This window comes from Hungatella effluvii (assembly GCF_003201875.1).
Lineage (GTDB): Bacteria > Bacillota > Clostridia > Lachnospirales > Lachnospiraceae > Hungatella > Hungatella effluvii.
Window position 1 is genome coordinate 56,411 of sequence record NZ_QJKD01000019.1, and the last position, 25,714, is coordinate 82,124.

23 protein-coding genes are annotated in these 25,714 nt (G+C 49.3%); 1 reads left to right on the top strand and 22 read right to left on the bottom strand.

Annotated elements, in window-relative coordinates:
- Positions 1-11: 11 nt before the first annotated feature.
- From DFR60_RS25455 to DFR60_RS25530, 16 genes are all read right to left on the bottom strand, one after another.
- Positions 12-872, bottom strand: a complete 861-nt coding sequence (locus tag DFR60_RS25455) for a PhzF family phenazine biosynthesis protein (RefSeq protein WP_110325559.1) — start codon at positions 870-872, stop codon at positions 12-14.
- A gap of 68 nt (positions 873-940) precedes the next feature.
- On the bottom strand, positions 941-1,180 hold the full coding sequence (locus DFR60_RS30550; RefSeq protein WP_167437732.1) for a hypothetical protein: 240 nt from the start codon (positions 1,178-1,180) through the stop codon (positions 941-943).
- Positions 1,164-1,370 (bottom strand): hypothetical protein, encoded by a 207-nt coding sequence (locus DFR60_RS25460; protein WP_110325561.1) that lies wholly within the window; start codon positions 1,368-1,370, stop codon positions 1,164-1,166. Before DFR60_RS25460 ends, DFR60_RS30550 begins: the two co-directional genes overlap by 17 nt.
- A gap of 37 nt (positions 1,371-1,407) precedes the next feature.
- Positions 1,408-1,662, bottom strand: coding sequence for a TfoX/Sxy family protein (locus tag DFR60_RS25465; protein WP_110325563.1), 255 nt, complete (start codon positions 1,660-1,662; stop codon positions 1,408-1,410).
- Positions 1,663-2,032: 370 nt separating this feature from the next.
- Positions 2,033-3,109, bottom strand: a complete 1,077-nt coding sequence (locus tag DFR60_RS25470) for a MerR family transcriptional regulator (protein WP_110325565.1) — start codon at positions 3,107-3,109, stop codon at positions 2,033-2,035.
- Positions 3,110-3,547: 438 nt separating this feature from the next.
- Complete coding sequence (gene glyA / locus DFR60_RS25475) at positions 3,548-4,795, bottom strand: serine hydroxymethyltransferase (RefSeq protein ID WP_110325567.1); 1,248 nt, start codon at positions 4,793-4,795, stop codon at positions 3,548-3,550.
- 163 nt (positions 4,796-4,958) lie between these two features.
- The gene (locus DFR60_RS25480; protein ID WP_110325569.1) at positions 4,959-6,428 is read right to left on the bottom strand and encodes a glycoside hydrolase family 32 protein; all 1,470 of its coding nucleotides are present in this window, start codon (positions 6,426-6,428) and stop codon (positions 4,959-4,961) included.
- Positions 6,415-7,482: a LacI family DNA-binding transcriptional regulator gene (locus tag DFR60_RS25485; protein WP_110325571.1), complete on the bottom strand. Its 1,068-nt coding sequence runs from the start codon at positions 7,480-7,482 to the stop codon at positions 6,415-6,417. Before DFR60_RS25485 ends, DFR60_RS25480 begins: the two co-directional genes overlap by 14 nt.
- Positions 7,483-7,506: 24 nt before the next feature.
- Complete coding sequence (locus DFR60_RS25490) at positions 7,507-9,984, bottom strand: GH116 family glycosyl hydrolase (RefSeq protein ID WP_110325573.1); 2,478 nt, start codon at positions 9,982-9,984, stop codon at positions 7,507-7,509.
- Between the two features lie 20 nt (positions 9,985-10,004).
- Complete coding sequence (locus DFR60_RS25495; RefSeq protein WP_110325575.1) at positions 10,005-10,889, bottom strand: carbohydrate ABC transporter permease; 885 nt, start codon at positions 10,887-10,889, stop codon at positions 10,005-10,007.
- Complete coding sequence (locus DFR60_RS25500; protein WP_110325577.1) at positions 10,882-11,793, bottom strand: carbohydrate ABC transporter permease; 912 nt, start codon at positions 11,791-11,793, stop codon at positions 10,882-10,884. The genes DFR60_RS25495 and DFR60_RS25500 overlap by 8 nt, the downstream gene beginning before the upstream one ends.
- 34 nt (positions 11,794-11,827) lie before the next feature.
- Entirely contained in the window at positions 11,828-13,177 is a 1,350-nt protein-coding gene (locus DFR60_RS25505; RefSeq protein WP_110325579.1) for an ABC transporter substrate-binding protein, read from the bottom strand.
- 360 nt (positions 13,178-13,537) lie between these two features.
- The gene (locus tag DFR60_RS25515) at positions 13,538-14,674 is read right to left on the bottom strand and encodes a Gfo/Idh/MocA family protein (protein WP_110325583.1); all 1,137 of its coding nucleotides are present in this window, start codon (positions 14,672-14,674) and stop codon (positions 13,538-13,540) included.
- A gap of 15 nt (positions 14,675-14,689) precedes the next feature.
- Complete coding sequence (gene recJ / locus DFR60_RS25520; RefSeq protein ID WP_110325585.1) at positions 14,690-16,402, bottom strand: single-stranded-DNA-specific exonuclease RecJ; 1,713 nt, start codon at positions 16,400-16,402, stop codon at positions 14,690-14,692.
- Positions 16,353-17,561, bottom strand: coding sequence for an MCP four helix bundle domain-containing protein (locus DFR60_RS25525; protein ID WP_110325587.1), 1,209 nt, complete (start codon positions 17,559-17,561; stop codon positions 16,353-16,355). The genes recJ and DFR60_RS25525 overlap by 50 nt, the downstream gene beginning before the upstream one ends.
- Positions 17,527-18,258 (bottom strand): M48 family metallopeptidase, encoded by a 732-nt coding sequence (locus DFR60_RS25530; protein ID WP_243005183.1) that lies wholly within the window; start codon positions 18,256-18,258, stop codon positions 17,527-17,529. Before DFR60_RS25530 ends, DFR60_RS25525 begins: the two co-directional genes overlap by 35 nt.
- 230 nt (positions 18,259-18,488) lie before the next feature.
- Between DFR60_RS25530 and DFR60_RS25535 the strand changes: the two genes are divergently transcribed.
- Positions 18,489-19,385, top strand: a complete 897-nt coding sequence (locus DFR60_RS25535) for a tocopherol cyclase family protein (RefSeq protein WP_110325589.1) — start codon at positions 18,489-18,491, stop codon at positions 19,383-19,385.
- A 35-nt stretch (positions 19,386-19,420) separates the two neighbouring features.
- On the opposite strand, the gene DFR60_RS25540 is transcribed toward DFR60_RS25535, so the two are convergent.
- From DFR60_RS25540 to DFR60_RS25565, 6 genes are all read right to left on the bottom strand, one after another.
- A complete protein-coding gene (locus tag DFR60_RS25540; RefSeq protein ID WP_110325591.1) occupies positions 19,421-20,266 on the bottom strand; it encodes a serine hydrolase in 846 nt (281 codons plus the stop codon).
- Between the two features lie 169 nt (positions 20,267-20,435).
- Complete coding sequence (locus DFR60_RS25545) at positions 20,436-21,356, bottom strand: C40 family peptidase (protein ID WP_110325593.1); 921 nt, start codon at positions 21,354-21,356, stop codon at positions 20,436-20,438.
- A gap of 149 nt (positions 21,357-21,505) precedes the next feature.
- On the bottom strand, positions 21,506-22,435 hold the full coding sequence (locus DFR60_RS25550; protein WP_110325595.1) for an ATP-binding cassette domain-containing protein: 930 nt from the start codon (positions 22,433-22,435) through the stop codon (positions 21,506-21,508).
- On the bottom strand, positions 22,435-23,484 hold the full coding sequence (locus DFR60_RS25555) for an ABC transporter ATP-binding protein (RefSeq protein ID WP_110325597.1): 1,050 nt from the start codon (positions 23,482-23,484) through the stop codon (positions 22,435-22,437). The genes DFR60_RS25550 and DFR60_RS25555 overlap by 1 nt, the downstream gene beginning before the upstream one ends.
- A gap of 200 nt (positions 23,485-23,684) precedes the next feature.
- Complete coding sequence (locus DFR60_RS25560) at positions 23,685-24,698, bottom strand: ABC transporter permease (RefSeq protein ID WP_207659574.1); 1,014 nt, start codon at positions 24,696-24,698, stop codon at positions 23,685-23,687.
- Positions 24,695-25,636, bottom strand: a complete 942-nt coding sequence (locus tag DFR60_RS25565; RefSeq protein WP_110325648.1) for an ABC transporter permease — start codon at positions 25,634-25,636, stop codon at positions 24,695-24,697. Before DFR60_RS25565 ends, DFR60_RS25560 begins: the two co-directional genes overlap by 4 nt.
- Positions 25,637-25,714 lie beyond the last annotated feature (78 nt).

Sequence of the window (25,714 nt, forward strand, 5' to 3'; positions counted from 1 at the left end):
TCCCGAACATCTCAATCCACGGTGATCGTTTTCATCGATTCCACATACCCGTACCCGCCTGCGAACACGCCGGAAACAGTATTGCCGTTGCTATGAACATGAACATATATTTCGGAAATGCGATTCAAACTGCGTCCCTGTTCAAATATATACTGACTCCGTTTCTGTTGGTATTTATGCAGATAACAGGCCAGCGCACAGTTGGAGGTTCCGGTGGCGGATTCCTCATCAATTCCATACAGAGGCGCGAAATTTCTGCATACCGCAGTTAAATTTCCGTCCCCTGTAAGAGAAAATGCATGAATCCCGACGCAGTCCCGTTCCTGACTGAGTTTCGTAATAGCGGCGAAATTGGGAACCATGTTCTCCAGTACCATCGGCGACTCAATCGGAACAATAATATCTTTTAGACCGGTCGATACCATTTGAACAGGCAGATTCCCTATACCGGAGCCAGCATTTAAACCGAAACATGGTTCGACCTCTGCCCTGTTCAGTGTTTCGTAAAATTGCGGAGTATTCTGCTGCATGAATATTGCCCCGTCATCCTCCACATTTATGCTCAATATCCCAGACCTTGTCTCGATCGTATACCCGGATTTTTTCAGTCTGTTTAAATGTTTTAACACGACAAACGATGCAATTGTCGCATGGCCGCACAAGGGAACTTCTCCCGCCGGTGTAAAATATTCCAGACTATAATCCGCCCGTTCTGACTGAGAAAGAAAGGCAGTCTCGGAATATCCTAACTGATACGCTATCTTTGTTTTTTCTTCCTTACTCAAAACAGGGCACTGCAAAACTACACCGGCTCTATTTCCGCCCATATTGTTTTTACTAAATGCGCTTGCTGCGCAGACATCGATCAACATAGGAATTCCTTTCGCTGTAACAACGGTTTATTGCTGCAGGACATGCTGTCCTTATAAAAATGGATCATTTATGAAATATGAATAGTGCCATAAGATACCATCACCACACTTACCAGCATTACGATACCATCAATCCTAACGGTCCAGTCTGGAAGGGGCCTGATAAATACGTTTATCCCCATAAGCAGCAGTGTAACAATCAAAACCGTTAATCTGATTATCTGCATTTTTTTCATTTGAATTCTCCCGTTTTTTACAATCCGCAATTTATCTGGAACCTTACCGTTATGGTCAGTCTGTTTTTTCAAAAATGATGATCTGCTCTTTCATCGATATTTTACCGACCTGCCAGCCATACTCTGTTAACTCTTTTTTGTAGTTCAAAAAAGAATGGTCTAATGGTATTCCAACAATATCCGCTATCTCATCAAACGTTAATTTCAATGATTTGCTTTCCTTTTCCCGTACATATTCCCACAATGCCTGATATTTGCTCATTTCGTATTACTCCTTTCCAATTCTCTGAAGCTGCCGTTTATTGAAAACCATCGCAAAACGCCTTCAGATCTCTTTTGACTTCATCAGGCAATTGATTATAACCCATATCATCAATCGCTCCCTGAAGCGTATATAAGTGGACTAAGCAGACATTTGGGTAACGTAATTTCAAACGCCGAAAAGCTTCTTTGCTTCCTGTCTGCCTTAACTCCTCTGCCGTATAAATATCGACAGCTTTCAACTTTTCTTCCATTGTTTTTCCGATATTTCGCATAGAAGTCAATTCTGTCATAGAATAATACCTCCTGAACTTTGTCGTTTATTTTCACCTGATCGGTCAACAGACGCTGCTGATAAGCCAGTAATTCATGGCCTTTCGGGCAAAAAATGATCACTGGTTTATACCCCGTATAAAGTCTAAAAAATACGATCGACCGCCATAGTTTCATTTTACAGTAATCCCCACTATTTTACTACCACGTTTATTACGAAAATTCATTTTGTAATTCTGTATCAGCGCTAACCTAAAAAATACAGGTACCTGCAGGACCACACAAATGACGCATCTGTTACAGACTATCATTGTAAGGCAAAGCTTAGCGGCGCCGTATAACCGATTTTCCACTTCTGCGGTGCCGCATTGATTCCGTTCTCTGCCTCGTCTAATCCCCGGCCCTTCTATCCCCGCCCCTTCTATCCCCGGTCACAATCCAAATTAACGGATCCACCTGTACATGCCTGGCATCGAATCCCAATGTTTCCAACACGCCTTCCAGCCGGTCCACATATGCGAAATATTCATCCTCCAGATCTTCCCGTTCCGCGTCAGAACAGTTTTCCGCAAATATCTTCCTTGCCTCTTCATCGGCAAACATCAGATCCGCAATCACAATACGCCCCGCCGGTTTCAGAATCCGGGCCATCTCCTTGACAGCCAGGATTTTCTCCTCCTCATTACAATGATGGAACGCATAGGATGATACCACGGTATCCACACTCCCGGAATCCATGGGAAGCTGCAGAAACGTTCCCAGTTTCACCTTCAGCTTGGGAAACTTCTTTTTAGTCACCTTGAGCATATTCACCGACTGGTCGATGCCAGTAATTTCACAACCAGAAAGCCGCCGGCCGGCCAGTTCTCCCGTACCGACTCCGATTTCCGCCATGATTCCCCCATGCTCCCGAGCCAGCCGCGCCGTCTCATTTAGGACCGTTTCATAATTCTCATAAAATGCGAGCCCATTCACACCACGTCTCACCATCTCATCGTAATGAACCGCAGAACTATCGAAGTCCCACCGGTCCTCCCACTCCGCCATCCCCGCAAGCAGTGCCCCAGTTTTCTCCAACTCCTCCATGGCACTTGCCGGTATGGCCGCATTGGAACCGGAACCTCCGTCTTCCGTTCCATTTATCTCTCCCAGCATCCCGTCTATGCACCCCGCCAGGGAATCCCGAATCAGGCTCATGGAATGAACATGGCGGTTTAAAATATCATACTGCTGAAAAAATAAATTCACCGGACTTTCCTCCTGCCCGAGCAGTTTTAAAATCATTTCTATGGAAAATCCCATCCTTCGGTACAGCAGAACAATCTGAATCCTGGCGACATCATCCATCGTATACATCCGATAACCATTTTCATCCCTGTGCGGTGCAAGAACCCCCTTCTTTTCATAAAAGCGCAGGGCGTTTGGATTGACATGCAGCATTTTAGCCGCCTCGTTGATTTTAAGCATCTTCTTTCCTCCTAAACATACCGTTTTCCCGGTGACAACGTAAGTATAGAGCTTCGCCCAGGGTGAATGTCAAGCGGGTATTTTTCACCATATTCATTATTGGGGCACTGTCCTGCACTTTTTTTACAATGGAGTCATTGAAGTCACTGCCGAGATCTGCATAAAATTACATCTGCTTTTATTTTAACTCCTGCCTGCTGTGAAAAAGCCAAAAAGCGATAAAATAAAATAAAATAAAATGAAATAAAATAAAAACAAAAAAACAGCAGACCGAAACCGCACAGTCTCCCATTCCAGGGAACCGCACGCCTCCGGCCTGCCTCAATCTCATTTACTGCTATTTTATTTACTGCTGTCTCATTTACCGCTGTCTCATTACCGTGTCGCATTCTATCATTATCTGTGATTTACTCTACAATTTTCTATATATTTACTGAATTATTCGTAGATCGGATACTTCGTACAGATTTTCGTCACTTCGGCTCTGATGTAGTCGGCCTTGTTCTCAAAATCAGTCGCAGCCAGCCAGATGCATTCTGCGATCTTTTCCATATCCTCTTCCTTTAATCCTCTGGAGGTTACAGCCGGGGTTCCTACACGAACGCCGGAGGTCACGAACGGGCTTCTCGGATCATTCGGAACCGCATTCTTATTCAGTGTAAGATAAACCTCGTCACAACGGTTCTGAAGCTCCTTACCGGTTACTTCCATACCGCGTAAGTCGATTAGCATCAGATGATTATCCGTGCCGCCGGTCAAAATGTTGAAGCCCTGCTTCACAAGAGCCGCAGCCAGAGCTTTGGCGTTTTTCACTACCTGCTCCTGATACGCTTTGAATTCCGGCTTCAGCGCCTCACCGAAGCACACTGCCTTGCCAGCGATTACATGCTCTAAAGGACCGCCCTGGGTGCCCGGGAAAATAGCTTTGTTGAAATTGAATTTCTCAGCAGCTTCCTTATTGGCCAGAATCATACCGCCTCTCGGTCCGCGAAGCGTCTTATGGGTCGTGGTTGTCACGACATCTGCATACGGAATCGGACTTGGATGAAGCCCTGCTGCCACTAATCCGGCGATATGAGCCATATCTACCATCAGGTAAGCGCCTACCTTATCGGCAACCTCACGGAATCTCTTGAAATCAATGGTTCTTCCGTAAGCACTTGCGCCTGCAATGATCAGTTTCGGTTTGTTTTCAACAGCGATCCGCTCCATCTCGTCGTAATCGATGAATCCCTCGTCACCCACACCGTAAGGAACAATATTAAAATAAAGACCGGAAAAGTTGACTGGACTACCATGTGTTAAATGGCCGCCGTGGTTCAAATTCATGCCCATCACGGTATCGCCCGGCTGCACCATGGCTACAAATGCCGCCATATTAGCCTGTGCTCCTGAATGCGGCTGTACGTTGGCGTAATCACAGCCAAACAGCTTCTTTGCTCGCTCGATGGCAATATTCTCCACAATGTCCACATCCTCGCAGCCGCCGTAATAACGTTTTCCAGGATATCCTTCTGCATACTTGTTGGTGAGAACGGTTCCCATCGCCATCATAACCGGCTCAGAAACGATGTTTTCCGACGCGATCAGCTCTAAGTTTCTTCTCTGGCGCGCGCATTCCAGCTCAATAGCCTCGCCCACTTCCTTGTCATAGCTGGTGATAAACTTCATTACTTCATTGACCATGTCCACTTTCCCTCTCTTTTCCCTTTCAATTTAACAGTTGCACAAAGACGCTGGCAGAGGGACTCTTCCCTGCACCAGCGCCTCTTTCCGTTGAGGTTGATTATAATGCATTTTTAATAAGACTGTCAAGTTCTTTCCGGGGTCTTAACAATCTTAGGTCCCCCTAATCCCAGATCGTGTGAAACGATATAACCTCCAGGCGTTCAAGCGCTGCAGTTTTATACGGTGTTCTTATAAAACAGCCGGTCTGTTCCTTATCCGGATATACATTAGTCGTCATACAGCAGCGCCCCTCATCCGTAATCACCTCCACGGAACTGTGATCGACCAGTATTCTCATCTCAAACACCGGACGTGAGGCGTCAAAAGGCGCGTGAATGCGGCCCACATCCCACGGTCCCATACGGCTCTTATCAATCGTAACGACACCCGCTACAAAGTCTGCATCAATCATCAGCACATGCTCACCGTCATCGAACAGCCCGATCTCAATGGCCTGTGATTCGATGTTCTTGATACTTACGCGCACCGACACTTCAAAACAAAAGGGGTCTCCCGGATAGAGATATCGTTTCCTCGCAGTCAGTTCGCACCGTTCTGCAACGGTCCGGTCCCTTTGTATGGTATCCAGAGAGATCGGCGCTGCACAGATACTCCCCTCCGAATCCAATGTAATTCTCCTTGGAAGTGCCAGAACACACCGCCATCCTTCTTTTCCTGTTGGCCCCTGCCCTGTACACCATGGCATCCAGTCCCAGCCATTCTGCCAGGCCGTCATAATGCGTTTTCCGTATTGATCCAGACAGGACTGTGCTGCATAATAATCAGAACCATAATCCAGACATCCGATTTTCTCCACTTCATAACGACATGTTTCAAAATCCATGGTTCCCACACAGTAAAGCGCCTTATTTCCTCTCGGATGATACATAGGCGAACAGGTAACGATCCATTTTCCATCCAATTCAAACATATCTGGACACTCAAACATGGTGCCAAGCCTGCCGTCAGATGCGAGCACTGTACCGGCAAAATTCCATTTTAAAAGATCCTCGGATCGGTAGAGATAGATTCTTCCATCTCCCCCGCCTCCGTCCCCGCAGGCGGAACCGCCTACCACCATGTTCCAGCTTCCTTCCGCAAAAAAAACTTTGGGATCTCTGAAATCTTCAGAATTGCCTTCCGGCGGCTCTGCAATTACAGGATTGAAACGATACTTATGAAAAATAACCCCGTCATCAGAATAGGCCATACACTGTGTCTGAACAGCTCTGCCGCCTCGTTTTACCGCCCCTGTGTAAAAGAGCCACAGTCTTCCATCCTTCTCTACTGCACTGCCCGAAAAGCAGCCTCCTTCCGGATCGTCGTCATACGGCTGGTCTGGTTTCAGTGCAGGGGGCAAATCTTTCCAGTGCAGAAAATCCCTGCTCACGGCATGTCCCCAGTGCATAGGGCCCCATTCGCAGCCAGCCGGATTGTATTGATAAAACAAATGATACCAGCCTTTGTAATAAATAAGCCCATTCGGATCATTCAGCCATCCTGACGGCGCCGTAAAATGATACGCCGGACGCCAGAACTCTTTCTTCTCCCCCTTAAACCGTTCAGAGGGAAGTAACTCATCCTCTATCATCAAACTCCTCCTCACCGATGCTGCGGACGGAACTGCGGATAATCAGCTTGGGACTGATTAAAATCTGCTCCGCATCAAACGGGTACTGGTGGCGGAACAAGTAGTTCACCGCCTGGTCTCCCATCTCGTAATGGGGCAGCTCAATCGTCGTTAAAAAAGGTACCAGGAATTCTGCGATAACTGTCTGATTATCGTAACCAATCACAGATAAATCCTCCGGTATTTTGAGTCCCAGCGCATTCGCAGCGGAATACACGCCCATCGCCATCCTGTCATTATAACACATGACAGCAGTCGGACGGTCCGCAGACGATAAAATATCCGTTGCCGCCTCAAATACATCATGGCCTGTTATGGAGATCGGAATAATCGCAGCAGTTTCTGATGAAACTCCATGATCTTCAAACGCCGCCTTAAATCCCCGTTCTCTTAACAGAGTGGCTGGCAGTCTCTCGCCATTTCCCGCCTCACGCTTCTCGTTGCTTAAGTAGATAACATTCCTGTGACCACATTCAATCAGGTAGGATGCCGCCTGATAGGCCCCCGAATAATCGTCCGGCAGAATGGCCGGATACCGGTTTTCAGAGTCGAAGCAGTTGACCAGTACGGTCGGAATATCCTTTAGATTTGACGGAAGTTCGATTCTCCTGTGATACATGGAGGCATAAAGGATGCTGTCCACCCGGTATCCGATCATCATATCGACCGATTTTTCCACCAGCCGCCCCTCGTTCTCCAGGGCCGCAAGCATCAGTATCTTATTTTTTCCCAGGGCACGTTCCTGGGCGCCCTTTACAATTGCACCGGCAAAGTTCGTCGTGATCAGCTCATCTGTCAGCATGCCTATGATTCCGCTGCCTGTACTGTTTAACGCACTGGCCAGCTTGTTCACCCGATATCCCAGTTCACTGCTGGCCTGGAATATCCGGTCCCTGGTAGCCTCCGGTATGTTATCCCCCGCTTTCCCCCGAAGCACAAGAGAGACTGTGGACTGTGAAACTCCTGCTAACCTGGCGACATCCGTCATAGTAGGCAATTTTCTATTGGCACCCATTTTAACCCTCACATTCTATTGTTCTTATCTTTCTAATATTCTAACACCGTCCAGACTTCCGTACAATACTTGAATACCAGATTTTACCACGCCATCCTCGCCAATGGATTGTTCATAAGTGCCCCAGGCTTTTCCGTTAATCCAGAAGGACTTAAAGTGATTCTGGTTGATTACCGGCTGGAAGGACATGGTCTTCTCCGTCATATCACACTCATAACCGGACAGAGCCGGAATCAGGGAAAAGCTGGACATTGGCCGTATATAGTGATGTCCCGCCTCAGTCTCACTCCAGGGGCATCTCTTATATCCGTCATACCTGTCACGGACTGCCTTTATAATGGTAAATGCTTCCTCCAGCATCCCCTCCTTAATCATACATACTGCCACCTGATATTCAACGCCAGTCCACACTTCATCACAGTAAGCGAACGGAAATCTCGGACGGCCGCCTTTTGGCCAGGAGCAGAGAACCAGCCCCGCCTCGTCATTCAGCGCATAGGTTCGCTGAACATTAGGGACCTCTTCCATGCAGTCACGGAAATTATAGCGGTAAATGGATTCCAGCGTCTTTTTTACATGATCTTTCGGAAGCACGTATCCCAGCCCCGCCGCATGTGCCATGAACTGTCCCAGAAGCTGGTCCGTAAGGCACCCGGTACCGTACTGGTAACGATAAGCGTCCACATCATCAAGCTTCTGCACGTAATACTCCCCGTTAAACAGCATTTCATCCACCAGCGGTTCTGCTTTCTCATACAAAGCATGATATTTTTCCGCCTCTTCTGTCTTTCCCAGATGTTCTGCCATCAAAGCAACACCTTTGACAGCTGCCAGATAAATGGTATTTGTCATCGTATTCGGACCATAGAATTCGATGTCATAGGTCACATGCATTTTTCCGTCGAGAACGCCGTCTCCATCCGTATCCCACTCATGGACCGCATATTCAAGTGCTTTTATCATTGGCTCCCATATTTCTTTCAGGAAATCGTCGTCGCCGGTATACTTCCACTCGCGATACACCCGTAAAACAGAGCCAAACTGCCCGTCACATGCGGGTATCATATCCCAGCGGCTCTCCCCAAGAACCTTTCTTGCCCTGAATGGCATACCGCCGTCGTCATCCAGTTCCTTCTTAAATTCTACATTTCGCATGGTAATTTCAAGATCCGGGAACAGGGCCGCCACAGCGGTAGCATAATTCCACACATGGTTTACATTACCCTGACCACAGCCTACATAGTCTCTGATCCCTTCCCAGCCCAGGAACTCTCCCGTCTCAATCCGGAAGCAGCAGTGACTCTTCATTGACATGATATTGGCAGCCACTGCATCGATCACATAAGCTGGAATCGTAGTATCAAACAGTGCCTCTTCAAATGCTCGGGAAGGCGTTTCCAGCTCGTTCATTTTTTCGGCTACATACTCCGTTACATTCCATGCATCGGTAAATCTTGTGGCATAATAATTGCGTATCGTATCATATCCGCCATTTCTGTATCGATCTAAATCCTCATCATACTCGATCCAGCCCTTTGGACGGTTGGGAAAATACCAGGAAATCACGAATTCAAATGTCTTCTCCTCGTTTGGCCCCACCATTTCCATACTTCCGACAGAGCTGATGCGTTCCTTGAGATTTAAGAAGCTGAAGTCGTAATGGGAAAGAAGATCACATCCTTTTGACTCAATTGTTTCCATATCATCCAGAATTCCATCCTCCGTAAAATCATCCCAGAAGTCCTGCGCGTTATCCGTCCACTGGCCATGCAGCCACTGTTTCTTATAAGTATTTTTCGCTCCCACAGATGCGATGGACATGCTTCCAAATTTCATATCCGTTTCTTTTAAGTGCTTTGCAGTATAATACCAGCCTTTGATTTCTCCTTTTTCACGATATTCATTCTGTACTTCATCAACCAGCTTAACATTATTAAATACATCGTAGCCCTGAAATCCGACCACATTAGCCATGGTGCCCACTACGGATACTTCTACCGCTCTATCGGTTGGATTCTTCACATGGTAACGGATAATTGCTGTTGGAATCCCGGAATCATCGGAATTAAGCGGTATAAATGGTGTAAATGCCTCCATTTTTACCTCGACCGGCACCTTGCTGTCCTCCAGATCAATATATACGAAGGGCTGCTTCCCTACCATTTTAGAAGATTCAAAACGAGGGATTCCTGCCAATTCCCCATTTAAAAATCCGTGAGATTTATAGTAGGGCGGACATATCTTCGACTCCAGAATCCTGCTGACCGGTTCCTTTCCCTCCTCCCTGGTACGGATTGCAAAAAATGAAAATGGTACGAATTGTCCCTTTCCCGGCCAGTTAAATATTTCCCAGTCCCTAAGCTCCCCTCTGGCCCCCACGGAAATATTGCCCGTTCCTATTCCGCCTAAAAGAAATTTAGCAACTCCGGCATCCCCATGATAGGAGATCTCCCCGCCGGTCTTAAATAAATCTGTCTTTGAATGCAGCTTTTCTCTGTTCATCTCTTAAAATACTCCTCCTCTTATCCCTTCACTCCCACATGTGTCATGCTCTGTACGATCCATTTCTGCCCCAAAATAAACACGAATAGGACCGGCAGCACCGCGAGACAAACTGCGGCAAATACAACATTATCACCTGTGGAAAACGGTTGTTTGATTGATAGAATTCCTACGGGCAGCGTCAGCTTTTCCGTAGAGTTAATCATAATAAATGTAGTAAAATAATCATTCCAGGCAAATGTAAAAACTATAATTGCCAGGGACGCCAGCGTCGATTTTGCCATGGGCAGCATGATGGCAAAAAAAGTTCTGATAATGCCTGCCCCATCAATAGTAGCCGCCTCTTCCATCTCAGCCGGCACCGTCATAAAAAACTGCCTCATCATAAATATTCCAAATGCTCCCGCAAATCCCGGGCACATGGCTCCAAAAACAGAAGGCAGCGTCACGGCAGTCGCCGTGTTGATAACCCCCAGCAGATTCATAATCTTAAATAAAGGGACTATCGTCACCTGCACCGGTACCATCATCCCCACCAGCATCAGCCCGAACATCATATTCTTCCCTTTAAAGGAGAGACGGGCATAAGCATAGCCTGCCAGCGCGCCGTGACATACCATTCCAGCAGTGATGATTGCGCTGATTTTCAGACTGTTCCGCATAAAGGTAAAAAATGGAATCTGTCCCGAAAATAATTTATCAAAATACTTCATATTCCACTCGCCGAGGGCAGGCGGAAGCCATTTGGGCGGCAGTGCCGTCGCATCACTGAATGTCCGCAGCGACGCTGAGAAGACCCACAAAAACGGGGCAATCATGATCACGGCCACAAGTATCATACCAATGGCCAGAAGAATCTGTCCGGGACGTATCCTTTTTCCTTTTATTCTTATTATCTTAGTCATAATGTACCCACCACCTGCTTCCCGCGAATTGAATCATTGTAATGATCCCGATCAAAATCAGAAGAATCATGGACAGAGCCGAAGCTATTCCATAATCGAATGAGGTAAACGCCTTTTCCGCAATAAGCATAACAAGACTTCTGCTGGAATCTCCCGGTCCGCCGTTTGTCAGAACATAAACTGATTCGTAAATACGCAGCGCACCCGTCACGTTCATGACCAGCACAAAGAAAATGGTCGGAGACGCGAGGGGAAGAGTCATCTTTAAGAACTTCTGCACAGGACCAGCCCCATCGATGCCCGCTGCCTCTAAAAGGCCTCTGTCGATATTCTGGAGTCCCGCCAGGATAAGCAGCATGGACATCCCACAGTTCTTCCATACGTCTAGGATCAGAACAGAAAACTTTGCCATGCTCTTGTCACTGAGCCAACCGATTTTACTGATTCCAACCTTCCCCAGATAATAATTAATCACCCCGGCATCCGTCTGAAAAAAATACTGCCAGATAATTGCTACAAAGACCAGGCCGATTAAGGACGGAAAAAAATAGATGGATCGGAAGAATACCGTAACCTTTCCCGGAAGCTTATTGTCCACAGCTATCGCTAAAAGAAGCCCCACCGCTGTGTTTCCTACCGTTGCGAAGACTGCATACCACAAAGTATTCCCCAGTGTGGTCACAGATCTTGGATCCTGTAAAATATGCAGATAATTCTTTACCCCGTTCCATGTGCTGGCCCCGGTAAATACATTGTATTTTTGAAATGAAATGATAAGGGCCCAGAATACCGGAATCAGAACAAAGGCTATGAATCCAAGGAAGGATGGCAGGGTAAATAAATACCCTGTCAAAGCCTCTTTTTTCTTTCTTCGGTTACCTGGTCTTCGTTTTATTCCTGCCATCGCTTCCTCCAATCTAGTGTTTCGTCGAACTGTCCTACTTGTTTGCAATCGTCGTCTCCACCTCTGACTGTGCCTGATTCATGGCATCTTCTACACTCATGGAACCTGAGAATACATTTTCCAGTCCACGAAGCATCGCCTGTTCGATATCACCAAAGAATACGGGAGCCGCAACCGGTGAGGCTATTGTAACTGCTTTCCAAAGCCCAAGAATGTTATCCGGTACTGTCCCCATGATTGCCGTGTCACAAGCCAGCTTCTCTGTCGGAGGTATCTGCTGTCCGCCCGCCGCTACTGCAGTTAACGTCTCGTCTGCCACCATTTCCTTCAGCAGTTCGACAGCAAGTTCTGTCTCCTTTGTCATAGAACCGATACACCATGCGGAACCACCATATACACTGCCCTCTTCCGTCTTCTTCGGCCACTGTACGCAGTCAAAATTCTTCATTCCCGCATCCTGCCATGTATTCAGTACCCATCTGCCAGCACCTACCATAGCCAGCTGACCAGAAGAAAACATCGTATAAACATCGGAGCTGATCGGGTCCGGCGTCACCTTCTTATCTACCATGGATTTTAAGAATGTTATGGATTCCAGCATAGCCGGTGAATTTAATGTTGGTTTCTCATAGTCTTCACTGACCGGGTATGCACTGTTTGTGGTCCACCACGGTGTCAGCTGAAAATAAGAACTGGATAATCCGTATCCATATATTGTCTTTCCATCTTTTTCAAATGTAAGCTTTTCAGCCTTTTCCATAAATTCATCCCAGGTCCAGCCTTCCTTCGGATACTCGACGCCCTTTTCATCGAAAATATCCTTGTTATAGTACATAACCATGGTCTGTGTTCCACTAGGAAGCCCATAAAGCGTCCCTCCCTCGCTGAATCCTTCCAGCAGCGACTCCGCATACTGTTCTTTCTTACTCTGTAATTCTGCATCCCCTGCTACAATCTCATCGAGCGGAAGCAGTAAATCATTGGCGACCGCCATCTTCGCGCCTTCCAGTCCCAGATTAATCACATCCGGCGCCTCCCCCGAGGTGCTCATGGTAATCCACTTCTGGATAAAGTCAGACCAGGAATCAACTGGAACACAGGTCTGTTCCACCTCCACTCCCGGATGCTTCTCCTTAAATCTGCCGATCGCATCATTGGCGATAGCTTCCTCCTCCGTATTTCCCCAGTTCAACATCCGGAGTGTCTCCGTCTTTTCTTCTCCCCCCGCAGAAGATTCTTTTGAGACCTCGCCAGACGTCTGCGCTTCCTTCTGGCTGCTTACCGTAGCTGTATCTGCCGCCTTTTGCGGGCCGCAGCCTGCTGTCTGGAATACCATGAGCGCGCCGAGTGCCAGTGCCGTAAACCGTTTCCATTCTTTTTTCATTTTACCTTCTCCTTTTTTCTTAAAGTTAGTAATTCGAATTAGTAATACGTATTACTAACTTTAAATTAACACATTACCAGACCTTTGTCAAGAGTAATTCCTCCACTAAAGGCGAATTTTTCAAAAAAAAGAACGCTGTTTTCACAGCATTCCTTCCCTAATCAGATCACCTAGAAACAATCCGTCCCAAAGCTATATAGCTCAATCCAATATCTCTGCGTAATCTTTCCACGATACGGGACTTCATTTTCCAATACCGCGCCGTTTTTCTTCATAGTGGCGATCGAATAAGTTGTTTTGTTCCATCCTCCATTAGAAAAACAGATCAAATTCCCTTCGCATTTAAGCCTGAACACTTCATCAATCAAGACGAGACAGCGATTTCTGTTCGTCCCGTACCTTCTCCTCCAGCATAACCGCATACTTCTCATCATCAATCGGGAACTCAACCCGCTGTCCCTGCCAGGAAGAAAGGTACGCTCCATTCGCAATCATCAGTACGCGGAGTCCATCCTCTCCCGTTGCAAGCAGCGGTTCCCCTTTTAACAAATGATCCGTAAAATTCTGGAAGATCTTCTGATATCCCTCGGCCCCATTTTTCTCCACCGTAATCTCCCTTACGTGGTGCTCCGGCATTCCATAGATATCCTGATTCAGACGGTTAAATTCATCCGTAGACACCACATTTTCGTCAAATATAATCCGGCTGCTGTCCTCGATGCACAGTCTTCCCTTCGTCCCCCAGATTTCCAGCCGGTTGACTCCCGGATACTCGCCGCTGGAGGCAATAAAAGTTCCATGGAGCCCATTGCTATAGAAGAATTGGAGGTCCATACTGTCATCTACCGTGATATCACTGTATTTTCCGTATTCCACCGTTGCCAGAACCTGGTCCGGCATGCCGAGAAGCCACTGCCACACATCGAGGAAATGCTGGCTCTGATTGATCAGCAGACCGCCGTGCTCTCCCTCCCATGTGCTGCGCCAGGGCGCGGAATTGTGATAGGCCGGAGTACGGAACCAGATATTGGATATCCACACAGCGCGGTTAAGCCGCCCCAGTTCTCCACGCTCGATCATCTCCTTTGCACGGAAAAATACGCGATTCATCCTTGTATTAAAGATCATTCCCAGACAGACTCCCGCGCGGTCTGCCGTATCTATGAGTCCCTTCACTTCCTTCGTCGATATCCCGGCCGGCTTATCCAACAGGATATGCTTTCCCGCCGCGGCCGCCATCTTTCCGATCTCGACATGGGTGGCGTGAGGTGTCACGACAACTACAGCATCAAATTCGTCTCCGCATGCGAACAGCGCCTCCGCATTCGGATAGACAGATGCCCCTGGATAGACTGTCCTGATCTCATTCTGCCCCTTTTCATTTCGGCAGCAAACTCCGGCAAGTACCATACCATCGATTTCACCGTCATAAATCATCTGTACGTACTGGCGGCCCATACCGCCGAATCCAACCACTGCGGCTCTGATTTTCTCCATCGTCCTGCTCCTTCGTCAAACCGGTATTTTATAATTTTTGATTATAATCTGTAAAGTCCTGCTGCCATTGTATACATTAACCGTCGGATAATAAATCACATCAATTACCCGGCTTCTGCCGAGTTCCTCCAAAAATGCGTCGCCGTCTGTAAACAGCATGGCGTCAATCGGAACGCCCTTATCGTCAGCCAGGGAAAACTTCACCGCGTTCCGGTTCTTTCCCAGCACCCGCACGCTTCTGATATGAAGTCCTTTCAGTGCAAACAGCGGCTTTTCATTGCCCTGTCCAAATGGTTCCAATAGCTCCAGCTCTTCAATAAGAGGCTCATTTATGTAATCGAGAGGCATGGGAACATCGATCCAGATCTTGCGGACAAAGTCATCCTCTGTAAGTTCCGCCTCCTCATTCAGCCTGCGGCGGAATTCATCGATATTTTCTTTTTCAAGTGAGAGTCCTGCGGCCATGGGATGGCCTCCGAATTTAAGCAGGAGATCCTTTACCTTCACCAGCCCTTCAAACATATGATACTGCTCGATCGACCGCCCTGATCCCTTCGCGCATTCCTCTCCATCCGTCAATACAAAGGCCGGTTTCTGATACTGCTCCCGTAAACGACCTGCAATGATTCCCGCCAGAGATTCATGGCAGGAAGGCAGATACGCCACCAGAACCTTATCGTCACGATAGCACGCCTCCACCTGCGCAACGGCTTCCTCGGTCCCCTGCTTCGTCATATCTTTTCTCTGGTCATTTAACTCCTTCAGTTCCATGGCCAGCCGGTCCGCCTCTTCCCCGTCCTCACACAGCAGAAGCGACAGAGCCAGCTTGGCTGTCTGTAGACGTCCGCCTGCATTTAAACAGGGACCGATGACAAATCCGATATGATACGCGGTAATCTGGTCTTTATCCAGGTCATTCCGCTCGATCAGCTTTAAAAGACCAATACTTTTCGTATTTGCAATTCTTTTTAATCCTTCTTTGACAATGATACGGTTTTCATCCCGCAGCTTCATCACGTCGCCCACCGTGGCAATCGCCGCAAATTCCAGCATGGACAGCCATTCCTCCTCCGGAACGGAAAATGCCTCGTAGAGGGCCTTTACAAGCTTATAAGCGACCATTCCGCCGCATATCTCCGGGTATGGATAGCTGCACTCACTCTGTTTTGGATTGACCACCGCGTCCGCGGGCGGAAGCAGATCATGGCCATCCTCCTGCATGATATCGTGATGGTCCGTGATCAGCACGGTAAGTCCCAGTTCCTTCGCCAGGCTGATCTGCGCCACAGCGGCGATTCCATTGTCACAGGTCAGGATCGTATCGACTCCGTCCTCAGCCGCGGCGCGGATAATGGATTCATTGATTCCATAGCCATCCTTGATCCGGTCCGGAATCTCATAATCCACGTTGGCTCCGATTCTCGTGAGCGCCCGGTAAAGCAGATACGTAGAGCAGACGCCGTCTATATCATAATCCCCGACAATCCGGATCCGTTTTCCCTGCTCCGTCTTCTCCTTCAGGATCTCTACTGCAAGATCCATGTCCTTTAACAGATGAGGACTGTACAGATCCTTTAATGATCCCCTGAGATACTTCTCTACCGCCTCCTCTCCCACAATATCCCTGTTCCTGATAATCCTCGCTGTTACAGGTGTAATATGATGGATTCTTGCCATCTCATGAAAGTCTGCCTTCTTCGTCTGTAGCATCCATCGTTCTGCTGCCATTCTTTTTCGTCTCCTCACCAGCCTGTTCTGCATCAGGCGTTTTCATTTTCTCTGCCTGCGTTTTCTCTTCCGCCAGCTTCTTCTCTTCCGCCAGCTTCGCTTCTTCCGCCAGCTTCACTTCTTCCGCCAGCTTCGCTTCTTCCGCCGCCTTCTTCTCCGCCAGCATCTCCGCCGCAACCCGCTCTTCCAGCCGCTTTTTCAGTTCTTCCTTCTTCTGCTTCGCAATATCCAGTCTGCTCATCAGACTGGCAATGGAATACAGGATAGGTGCAAAATCCCCTCTGTAAGCCTGTTCGCAGGTAGACTTCACCTCGAAGTTCTCGCTTCCGATCTCGCGGAAAAGGTATTTCTCATCGTCAATAATGTTCTTCAGCCGCTCAATCAGCTGATTCACGGAATCCGTCAGAATTCCGATCTCATCCTCAGAATCGTAGGGAAGGTACACATCCAGGTCACCGTTGGAGACCCTTCTGGTCCCCTCCACAATCGCCTTAACCGGCTTATCGATAGCAATAATGATATAGATGACAAGCAGCGTGATCATCAGCGCAATCAGGCAGATGGAAACGATCTTCACCCTGGCCAGCCTGGCATAAAGCTGATCGCCCCGGACACTGGCCGCCTCGGCTCCAAGACGGTTAAACTCCGCCATCTTTAAAAAGTTGCCGCTGGCCTCATCGAATAAGAGCCTGGACTCTCCGATGATCATCTTCAGCGATTCCTCGTTATCATTGCCCCGGCTGATCGGAAGAAGCCTGTCGCTGTATTCCAAGTACCGGTCCCAATAGGCCCTGGCGTTTTCCATCAGCTCCCGGTCCGTTTCGTCCGTAATATAATTCTGCTCATACTCCGTAAAAGCCGCGTCGATCTCATCACGGACCGCCATCATCTCTTTTTCCAGATGATCCATGGTCTCCTGGTCGTGGGTTATGGCATGGTAAAATTCCTTGATCCTGTAATCCGAGGTCTCGGTATTCAGTTCCTCCGCGATGATGATCGCCGGAACCCAGGACTGGGAAATCTCCGTGCTGGCCTGGTTAATCTGTCTCGCCGTGATAATGGACTCCGCGCCGATAAACACGAGTCCCAGAATGCTGACTCCTCCCAGAAACAAAAGCTTCGTTTTAATCCTGATATTTCTGATTGATTTCACTTTCATAACCCTTAAGTCTTCTCCTTCTTTGCCGGTAATCCGGCAGTTCTCTCTCAACGACTTTCCAGAAGTCCTTTGAATGATTCATCTCTATGCGATGAGCCAGTTCGTGCACTACAACGTAATCCGCCAGCTCCACGGGCAGAAGCACCAGCTTCCAGTTATAGTTAATATTACCGCGGGCGCTGCAGCTTCCCCATCTGGTGGCCTGATCCCGAATGGCGATTCGCAGATACGACACCCCCATCCGATCCGCCCACCACGCGGTTCTCTCCTCCAGAAAACGCCTCGCCTGCTTCCGGTACCAGTTTTCCATGGCCGCCTTCACAAGCGGCTCGTCTTCCTCCTGCTCCGTAAAGGGGCCGGATACCAGAAATTTATCGCCGGTATCGCATACCCGGAACCGTTCCGTCTCATAGTCCCGCTCAAAATGGAGTTTTCTGGGGCTTCCATGAAAGAGCAGTAAAGCCCCCTCTGTCCAGTGAAACTGTTCCCGTTTCTCCAGTTCCTCCCTGATCCTGGAAGCGTGCGCAAAGATCCATTCCTGATTCCGCTGCGCAAATTCATGGCCGGTCTTCCACGATAGCCGATCCGGTATCCGCACGACAATCTCTCCCTCCCTGGTAACGGAGACCGCCATCGTGCGCCTGGCGGATTTCAATATCCTGTAAGGGAAAAAATCCCCATCTTCACAGATGAGTATCCCTTGGTCAGGCAGCGCCTGTTTTTCAGTTTTCATTTATTTTCACATTCTTTTCCATCATGCTAATGCCTTGCTTTTACCTTCTGTACACGCCGCATTCTCACGGCCTGTATGTCACATTATAGCGGATAATGTCAAAAGAAACAAGTGTGAATGTTTCCGCAGCGCCTGGACAGACTATAAATGGTACTATCTGCTAAAAAACACAAAAAAATACGGAGGTTCCCTTCATGAAATATTTTCACGGCTATCAGAAAAAACACTCTTTCTTTGAAGGCTGGTACTTAAAACATCAGTCGCCGGACGGCGTACTCGCCCTGATTCCGGCATACCATATCGACAGGCAGGGAAAGCCATCCGCCTCCCTCCAGATTATCACCAATACCGAGTCGTGGGTGATCCCCTGCTCCGCCGACCAGTTTCAGGCGGCCTCCAGTTTATTTTATGTAAACCTAGACACGTCAACCTTCTCAGAGCAGGGCATCCATCTGGATATTGCCACAAAAGAGGTGACACTGACCGGTCACCTCTCCTATGGGCCATTTACACCGCCCAGCTACGATATTATGGGGCCTTTCTGCGCCGTTCCGTTCATGCAGTGCCGCCACGGAGTCTTAAGTCTCTCCCACCGCCTGTCCGGCCAGCTGGTCTTAAACAGGAAAAAGCTGAGCTTTGACGGCGGTCTCGGCTACATTGAAAAAGACTGGGGCCGTTCCTTTCCCTCCCGGTACGTGTGGACACAGTGTACCTGGACCGACAGGAAGACGAAAGCACCCTGCTGCGTCATGCTTTCCGTAGCCGATATTCCCTTTGCCGGAACGCATTTTAACGGTTCTGTCGGTTCGGTTTTATTCCGCGGAAAGGAATACCGCCTCGCCACCTACAAAGGGCTTAAAATCCTGGAATTCACCGACCGCGAGCTTCTGGTCAGCCAGGGCGGCCTGATGCTTCACGTCAACCTGATTAAGGACCAGCCCCTGTCTCTGGCCGCGCCCTCTTTCGGAAGCATGAGCCGCACCATAAAAGAGAGCGCGGCCTGCCAGGTACGCTACCAGTTCTTCTACCAGGAAAAAAAGATATTTGACATCCTGTGCCACCATGCAGGATTTGAATCACAGGGCGTGTGACAAACATCTGACAAAAGGCAATTTTCAGACACTCTCTATAAATGAAAACGGCCTTCCAGCGCGATGAACTGATCAAACAGCATCCGGCTGACTCTGGCGCCGAACACCGTCGCCGGATGCGCCGGATAATACATGGCGTCGCTGAACTTCTTATTGAACATCACCAGCACATACGGACCGTACGGGGTGTATATGATGCCGCCGTCATTTCGGCAGGCGTTCATACTGCCGCTCTTGGAGGCCACATTCACCATCACATCATCCGTATTGTCGCTGTCCATGTAAACAGCCGGAAAATCCTTTGTAATCATACTGTTGTAATGCTGCTTCTTAAAAATCTCCAGCATCTTCGCGTCCGCTTCAGGGCTTATCAAAGTCCCCGCCGCCAGCCTCGTAAAAATGCTGGCGTAATCCCTGGGAGTCGATGTTCCCAGCTTATCATACCGCTCAAAATGAAGCGGATTGTGCAGCACCGTGTCCCTGCATCCCAGGCCGTGGATGCACGCATTGATCGTATCCAGCCCCAGATAGTCGATCATCATGTTCGTCGCCACATTGTCGCTGACAATAATCATCAGGGTGGCCGCGTCCTTCACCCGGAGAACTGCACCCGGCTCCAGCGCACACAGGACTCCGCTGCCGTCGACCGTGTGTTTCTCCTTAAATTCCACCATATCCTCTAAGCTGGCTTTTCCCTTTTCCACCTGGTCAAACAGACTCGCCAGAATATACGTCTTTATGGTACTGGCCGTCTCAAACGGCTCTTCCGCGCCGATGGCAATAACATTTCCATGAAAATCGTCGGCGTAGATCCCCATCGTCCCATCATAACTCATGAGCTCCGCCTCAATCCGTTTCTCTATTGTCAGTCTCTTATCCATTCTCTTTCTCCTCTTCCGTCTCTGCGCCGCGAACGATCACTCGCACGCTCTGCGCACGAGTCACCGTAACAATCAGTGCTGTGCTGCTTATCCGCCCCAATACCTATCCGCTCCCAAAAACTATCCGTTCCTGAAACCTATCCGCTCCCGAAACGGCATGGTTCCTCTGTCAGAAAATACTTCCCACCGCATACAGGCTCTCTGCCAGATCTGCTCTGAAATCCGCATCCTCCGGATTCAGGCTGTTGATCACCACTCCGCCGCTTCCCGCCTTTCCGGTGGAATGAATATACTTTCCATTCCCCATATACATGGCGATGTGTCCTGGGAAATACAGCAGATCTCCCATTTTTTTCTCACCCGATGCGATCTCGCGGACCGGATACCCGTCCACGATTTTTGCATCCCGGTAGGTCAGGATTCCATTCATCATATAACTTACCGAGGTCAGCCCGGAACAGTCGATCCCAGCGGTGGAACGGCCTCCCCACCGGTACTGAATCCCCAGATACGTCTTGGCAGTCTCCACTACAGCGCGGCGAAATGCATCTTTATCCACAATTTTCTTCTGCGGAAGCACCTCTGTCCACAATCCAGCCTGCGAAAACTCCTTGTTTTCCAGAAACTGCTCCCTGATGTATCCGAAACGGCCGTCTGCCAGCTTCACCTTCCCCCAGCCTTCAATCCCGCATTCATACGGTATTACACTCACCAGAGCGCCCCGGAACAGGCTGACAAGCCTTACCCCCTGTACTTTTGGCACAGACACTACATCGACGCAGAAAGCTGTGGTCACCATAAGACCGCCTTCCTCCCACGCCATCATTTCCTCTAAAGAGACAAGCCTCACCGCTTCTTTCCGCACATAGCCCGTATAACCGTAAAACGTGCGCACCGGCAGAAATCCCTGCCCGGCAGCCTCCCTCCCGGTAATCTCTGCCCCGGTGACCTCCGCCCCGGTAATCGCAAGCCCCGTTCCATACATCGCCTCATCCGCAATAGCAGACAGCGTCATTCCATCCTTAATTCTAGTCTCCGCCGGAATCTCATAAATAGTTGCAACCGGCTGTATCACAATTCCATACTGCATCGTTCTATCTCCTGTTCCGGACTCCCTGGAATTCCCTGAACCACAGGAAAGGCAGCGCCAAAGCGCCGCCTTCCTGCTGCCTCTTTCCTCTTTCCTCTTTCCATATGGTCCTTTTCTATGATTTCGGCGAAGATCCCCTCCGCGCCTGTTTACCGGTAGCGCTTCTTATACGCCTCATACTCGCTGCTGTTAGCCAGCACATAATGTTCCGGCCTTACCTCCCGCCAGGAAGGCGGATCCGTCTCATAGTGATGCATGGAGGCGTCATAGACCAGAAGCTTCTTCTCCCTCTCATGCCGCGGATCCGGCATGGGGATCGCTGACAGCAGCGCCCTTGTATATGGATGAATAGCGTGAGTAATCAGTTCCTCCGTCTCCGCCATCTCCACGATCTCCCCTTTTCTGATGACCGCAATTCTGTCGGTGATAAACCGCATAACCGACAGATCGTGTGCGATAAACAGATAGGTGATCCCGCGCTTCTTCTGCATATCCGCCAGAAGGTTTAACACCTGCGCCCGAACCGACACGTCCAGCGCGGAGATCGGTTCATCCGCGATGATAAACTCCGGATTCATAATAAGTGCCCTGGCAATACCGATTCTCTGCCGCTGACCGCCCGAAAACTCGTGAGGGAAACGGCTGGCAAATTCCGGCAGCAGCCCCACATCGAGGAGGGCCTGATCCACCCGCTTCTTCCGTTCCTTCTCGCCGATCCCTTTCTCGATGTTCATCAGGCCTTCGCTGATGATGTAATCCACCTTGGCCCGCTCATTCAGTGAAGCCTGGGGATCCTGAAAGATCATCTGGATCTCCCCCATTACCTTCCGGTCCAGTTCTCCGGTGATCCTGCCGTTGATCTTCTCGCCTTTATAGATGACCTCCCCGCCCGACGACGGGATAATTCTCATAATCGCCCGGCCGATGGTCGTTTTTCCGGAACCGGATTCTCCTACCAGTCCGAAGGTCTCTCCCTTGTAGATCTTGAAATTGACCTTCTTTACCGCCTCATACCGCTTCTTCCGCTCGCCGAACGTGACGTCTAAATCCTTTACATCCAATAATACTTCTCTCTCCATTAAAACAGACCTCCGTTTCGTATTTTTTCTACCACGGAAGGCGGTTCCACCTTTGGAGCCCGTTTATCGAGCAGCCAGGTCTTGGCCTTATGGGTCGGTGATACATCGAAATACGGAGGCTGTTTGATAAAATCGATCTTTAGCGCCTGGGGATTTCTCGGCGCGAACGCATCCCCCTTTATCTCCGTAAATAAGTTGGGCGGCGTCCCCGGAATCGAGAAGAGATCCGTTCCCTTCACGCCCACCTGCGGAAGCGACGAGAGCAGTGCCCACGTATACGGATGCCTCGCATCGTAGAAAATATCCTCGCCCGTCCCGATCTCGATAATATCTCCCGCATACATCACAGCCACGCGGTCCGCGATATTGGCGACCACGCCCAGATCGTGCGTAATCAGGATGACGGATAAATGGTATTTGTGGCGCAGTTCCTTGATCAGATCGAGTATCTGTGCCTGGATCGTCACGTCCAGCGCCGTTGTCGGCTCGTCACAGATTAAAATCTGCGGGTTGCAGGCAATGGCGATGGCGATCACCACACGCTGCCGCATGCCGCCGGAAAACTCATGGGGATACTGGCTGAACCGTTTCTCAGGCTCACTGATTCCCACATCCGCCAGGTATTGCAGCGTTCTGGCCTTCGCCTCGGCACGGTTCACATTCTGATGAAGCAGCACCGCCTCCATAATCTGCACGCCGATCGTCTTTAACGGGCTTAAGCTGGTCATGGGGTCCTGCATAATCATGGCGATCTCATGGCCCCGGATCTTCAGCCATTCCTTTTCCTTCTTTAAGGAAGTCAGTTCCACCGGCTCTTTGTTGTCCGCACCGTAATACGTGGCCTTCCCCGCCGTCACATGGCCGTTCTGGTCCAGAAGTCCCATGAAGGACTTGGTAAACACGGATTTTCCGCTTCCCGACTCGCCCACGATGGCCAGGATCTCTCCTCTATGTAATTCCATGGAAATTCCTCTGATTGCATGCAGAGTCTTTCCTCTCAGTTCAAATTTAATCTCTAAATCTTCTACCGTCAGTATCTTCTCTGGCATTCCTTTTCTCCTTCTGATTGATCCGTTCTGTCTCAGGACAGAATTGCACAAGTCTTACTGCAACCAGCACCCGCTATCCACACCAGGTGCACGTCTGCGAAGCTAACCGTAGCCCACTACGCCGTCGCTTCGCAGACGCACACCTGGCGCGTATATCAGGCACTGCTTACAGCAAGGCTTATGCAATTCTGTCCTGTCTTCTACACATGGTTCTTCGGGTCAGCCGCGTCGGAAAACGCGTTGCCGATAATATAGAATGAAATAGTGACGAACGAAAGAATGATGGTCGGATATATGAGCTGGTAACGGAGCGCCGGGCTGGTGATGAGGGCGCGGCCCTCATTGATTAAGTTGCCAAGGCTTGGAATGTTGACCGGAAGCCCCAAACCGATATATGTGATAAAAACCTCATTTCCAATGGCGGACGGAATCGTCAGCGCCATACGCAGCATGATAACCGACACCAGATAAGGAAGCAGGTTTTTTATGATAATCTTCGCCGTCGGCGTGCCGAGACAGCGGCTGGCCACATTGTAATCCCTGTCACGGATAATCAGAATCTGGTTTCTGATGAAACGCGCCATCTGAATCCATCCCGTAAGGCACATGGCGAAGATCAGTGTCTTCACCCCCGGCTTCAAGATATAGGAAATCAGAATCAGGACGATCGTATTCGGTATGTTGTCTATAATATTATAAATCTCAGTCAGTATAAAATCAGCCTTCCGCACGTAACCCCAGATGACGCCGACCGTGATGCCAATCAAAGCTTCCGCCAGTGCCACAGATAAGCCAATCAGCAGGGAGGTTCTGGTTCCCGCCCAGATTCTGGCCCACAGATCCTGGCCAATGGAGTTTGTTCCCAGAATAAACTGGTCTCCGGGCGGAATATTGCGATACTGCATCCCCGCTTCATCATTAACGATCGTGTTTGGATCATACTGACCCGGAAGATGCGGCTGAATGAAGGTAAAGGCCAGAAGAAGGAGCAGGAGAACGAGAAGAACAACCGCCCCCTTATTCTTTAAGAAAGCCCGGAACGTGCTGCTCCAGTAGGAATAGTTGCTGTAGCCGGTCCGCTCCACTTCCGCTTCGTTAAATCCAGCGAAGGAGAACAGCTCCTCATCGGTCTGTGGGGCGCCCTTTGACGCCTGTTCCATGCTGTCCATCAGCTCTGCCTCTTTCGTATGGCGGTAAGAAAACTGCTTCATCATCTGTCACCTCCCTTTTTGCTCAGGCTGATTCTCGGGTCGAGCAGAACCATCAGGATATCGCCGAAAAGCAGCCCCATAACACCGACGCAGGCATAGAGGAGCACGATTCCCTGAACCATGGTATTGTCGTGTTTCTTAATCACCGTGACGAGCAGGCCGCCCATTCCCGGAATGCTGTATAAGGATTCGATATAGATGGAGCCGATGACCGTATTCAAAAATGCGGTCGGTATGTACTGGGCCAGCGGAACAAAGGCGTTTCGGAAAATATGCTTGAACATGACGCCGCCCTCGGACATGCCCTTTGCCCTGGCCAGCTTCACATAGTCCTTATTGCTCTCATCCACCATGTAGCGCCTCAGCCACATGCCGTAAAATGCGATATTATTTAAAGACATGGAGACAACCGGAAGAATCCAGTACTTCGGATCATCGATTTGAAACAGCAGACCGACTCCCAGCGCCTGCGTTCCGTACAGCTGGATATAAAGGAAGTAGACCGCCGCAGGAACCGCCTGGATACAGACGATAAATAACGTCCCCAGCTTGTCAAACCATCTGTACTTGTACCGCGCCATCAGTGCTCCCATGGGAAGCCCGACAAACAGCGAAACAATCATGGACAGGACGCCCAGCTTAATGGACACCGGAACCTTATCGGCCAGAATCTCCGCTACCGGCACATTTGCCCGGTAAATTCTGGATACCCCCAAATCTCCGTGCACCAGATCGTTAAAGAAGCGTACCACCTGAACCGGAAGCGGATCCGTAAGTCCCATCTCCTGTAAGCTTACCTGGATCTGCTGCGGAGTCAGCTTATCGAAATTGGTGAAATAGCCTTCAATGGGCATCAGACGAAGCAGGCAGAAAACGACAGTCAGAATAATGATTAGAGTAAGAAACGATCGCGCAATTCTTTTACCTAGATATTTTAGCATCAGCAACATAACTCCTTTGTAATTTCTTTTATAAAAACACTCTCGGAAGCAGATGTCATCGGCAATTTCGTAAATTAC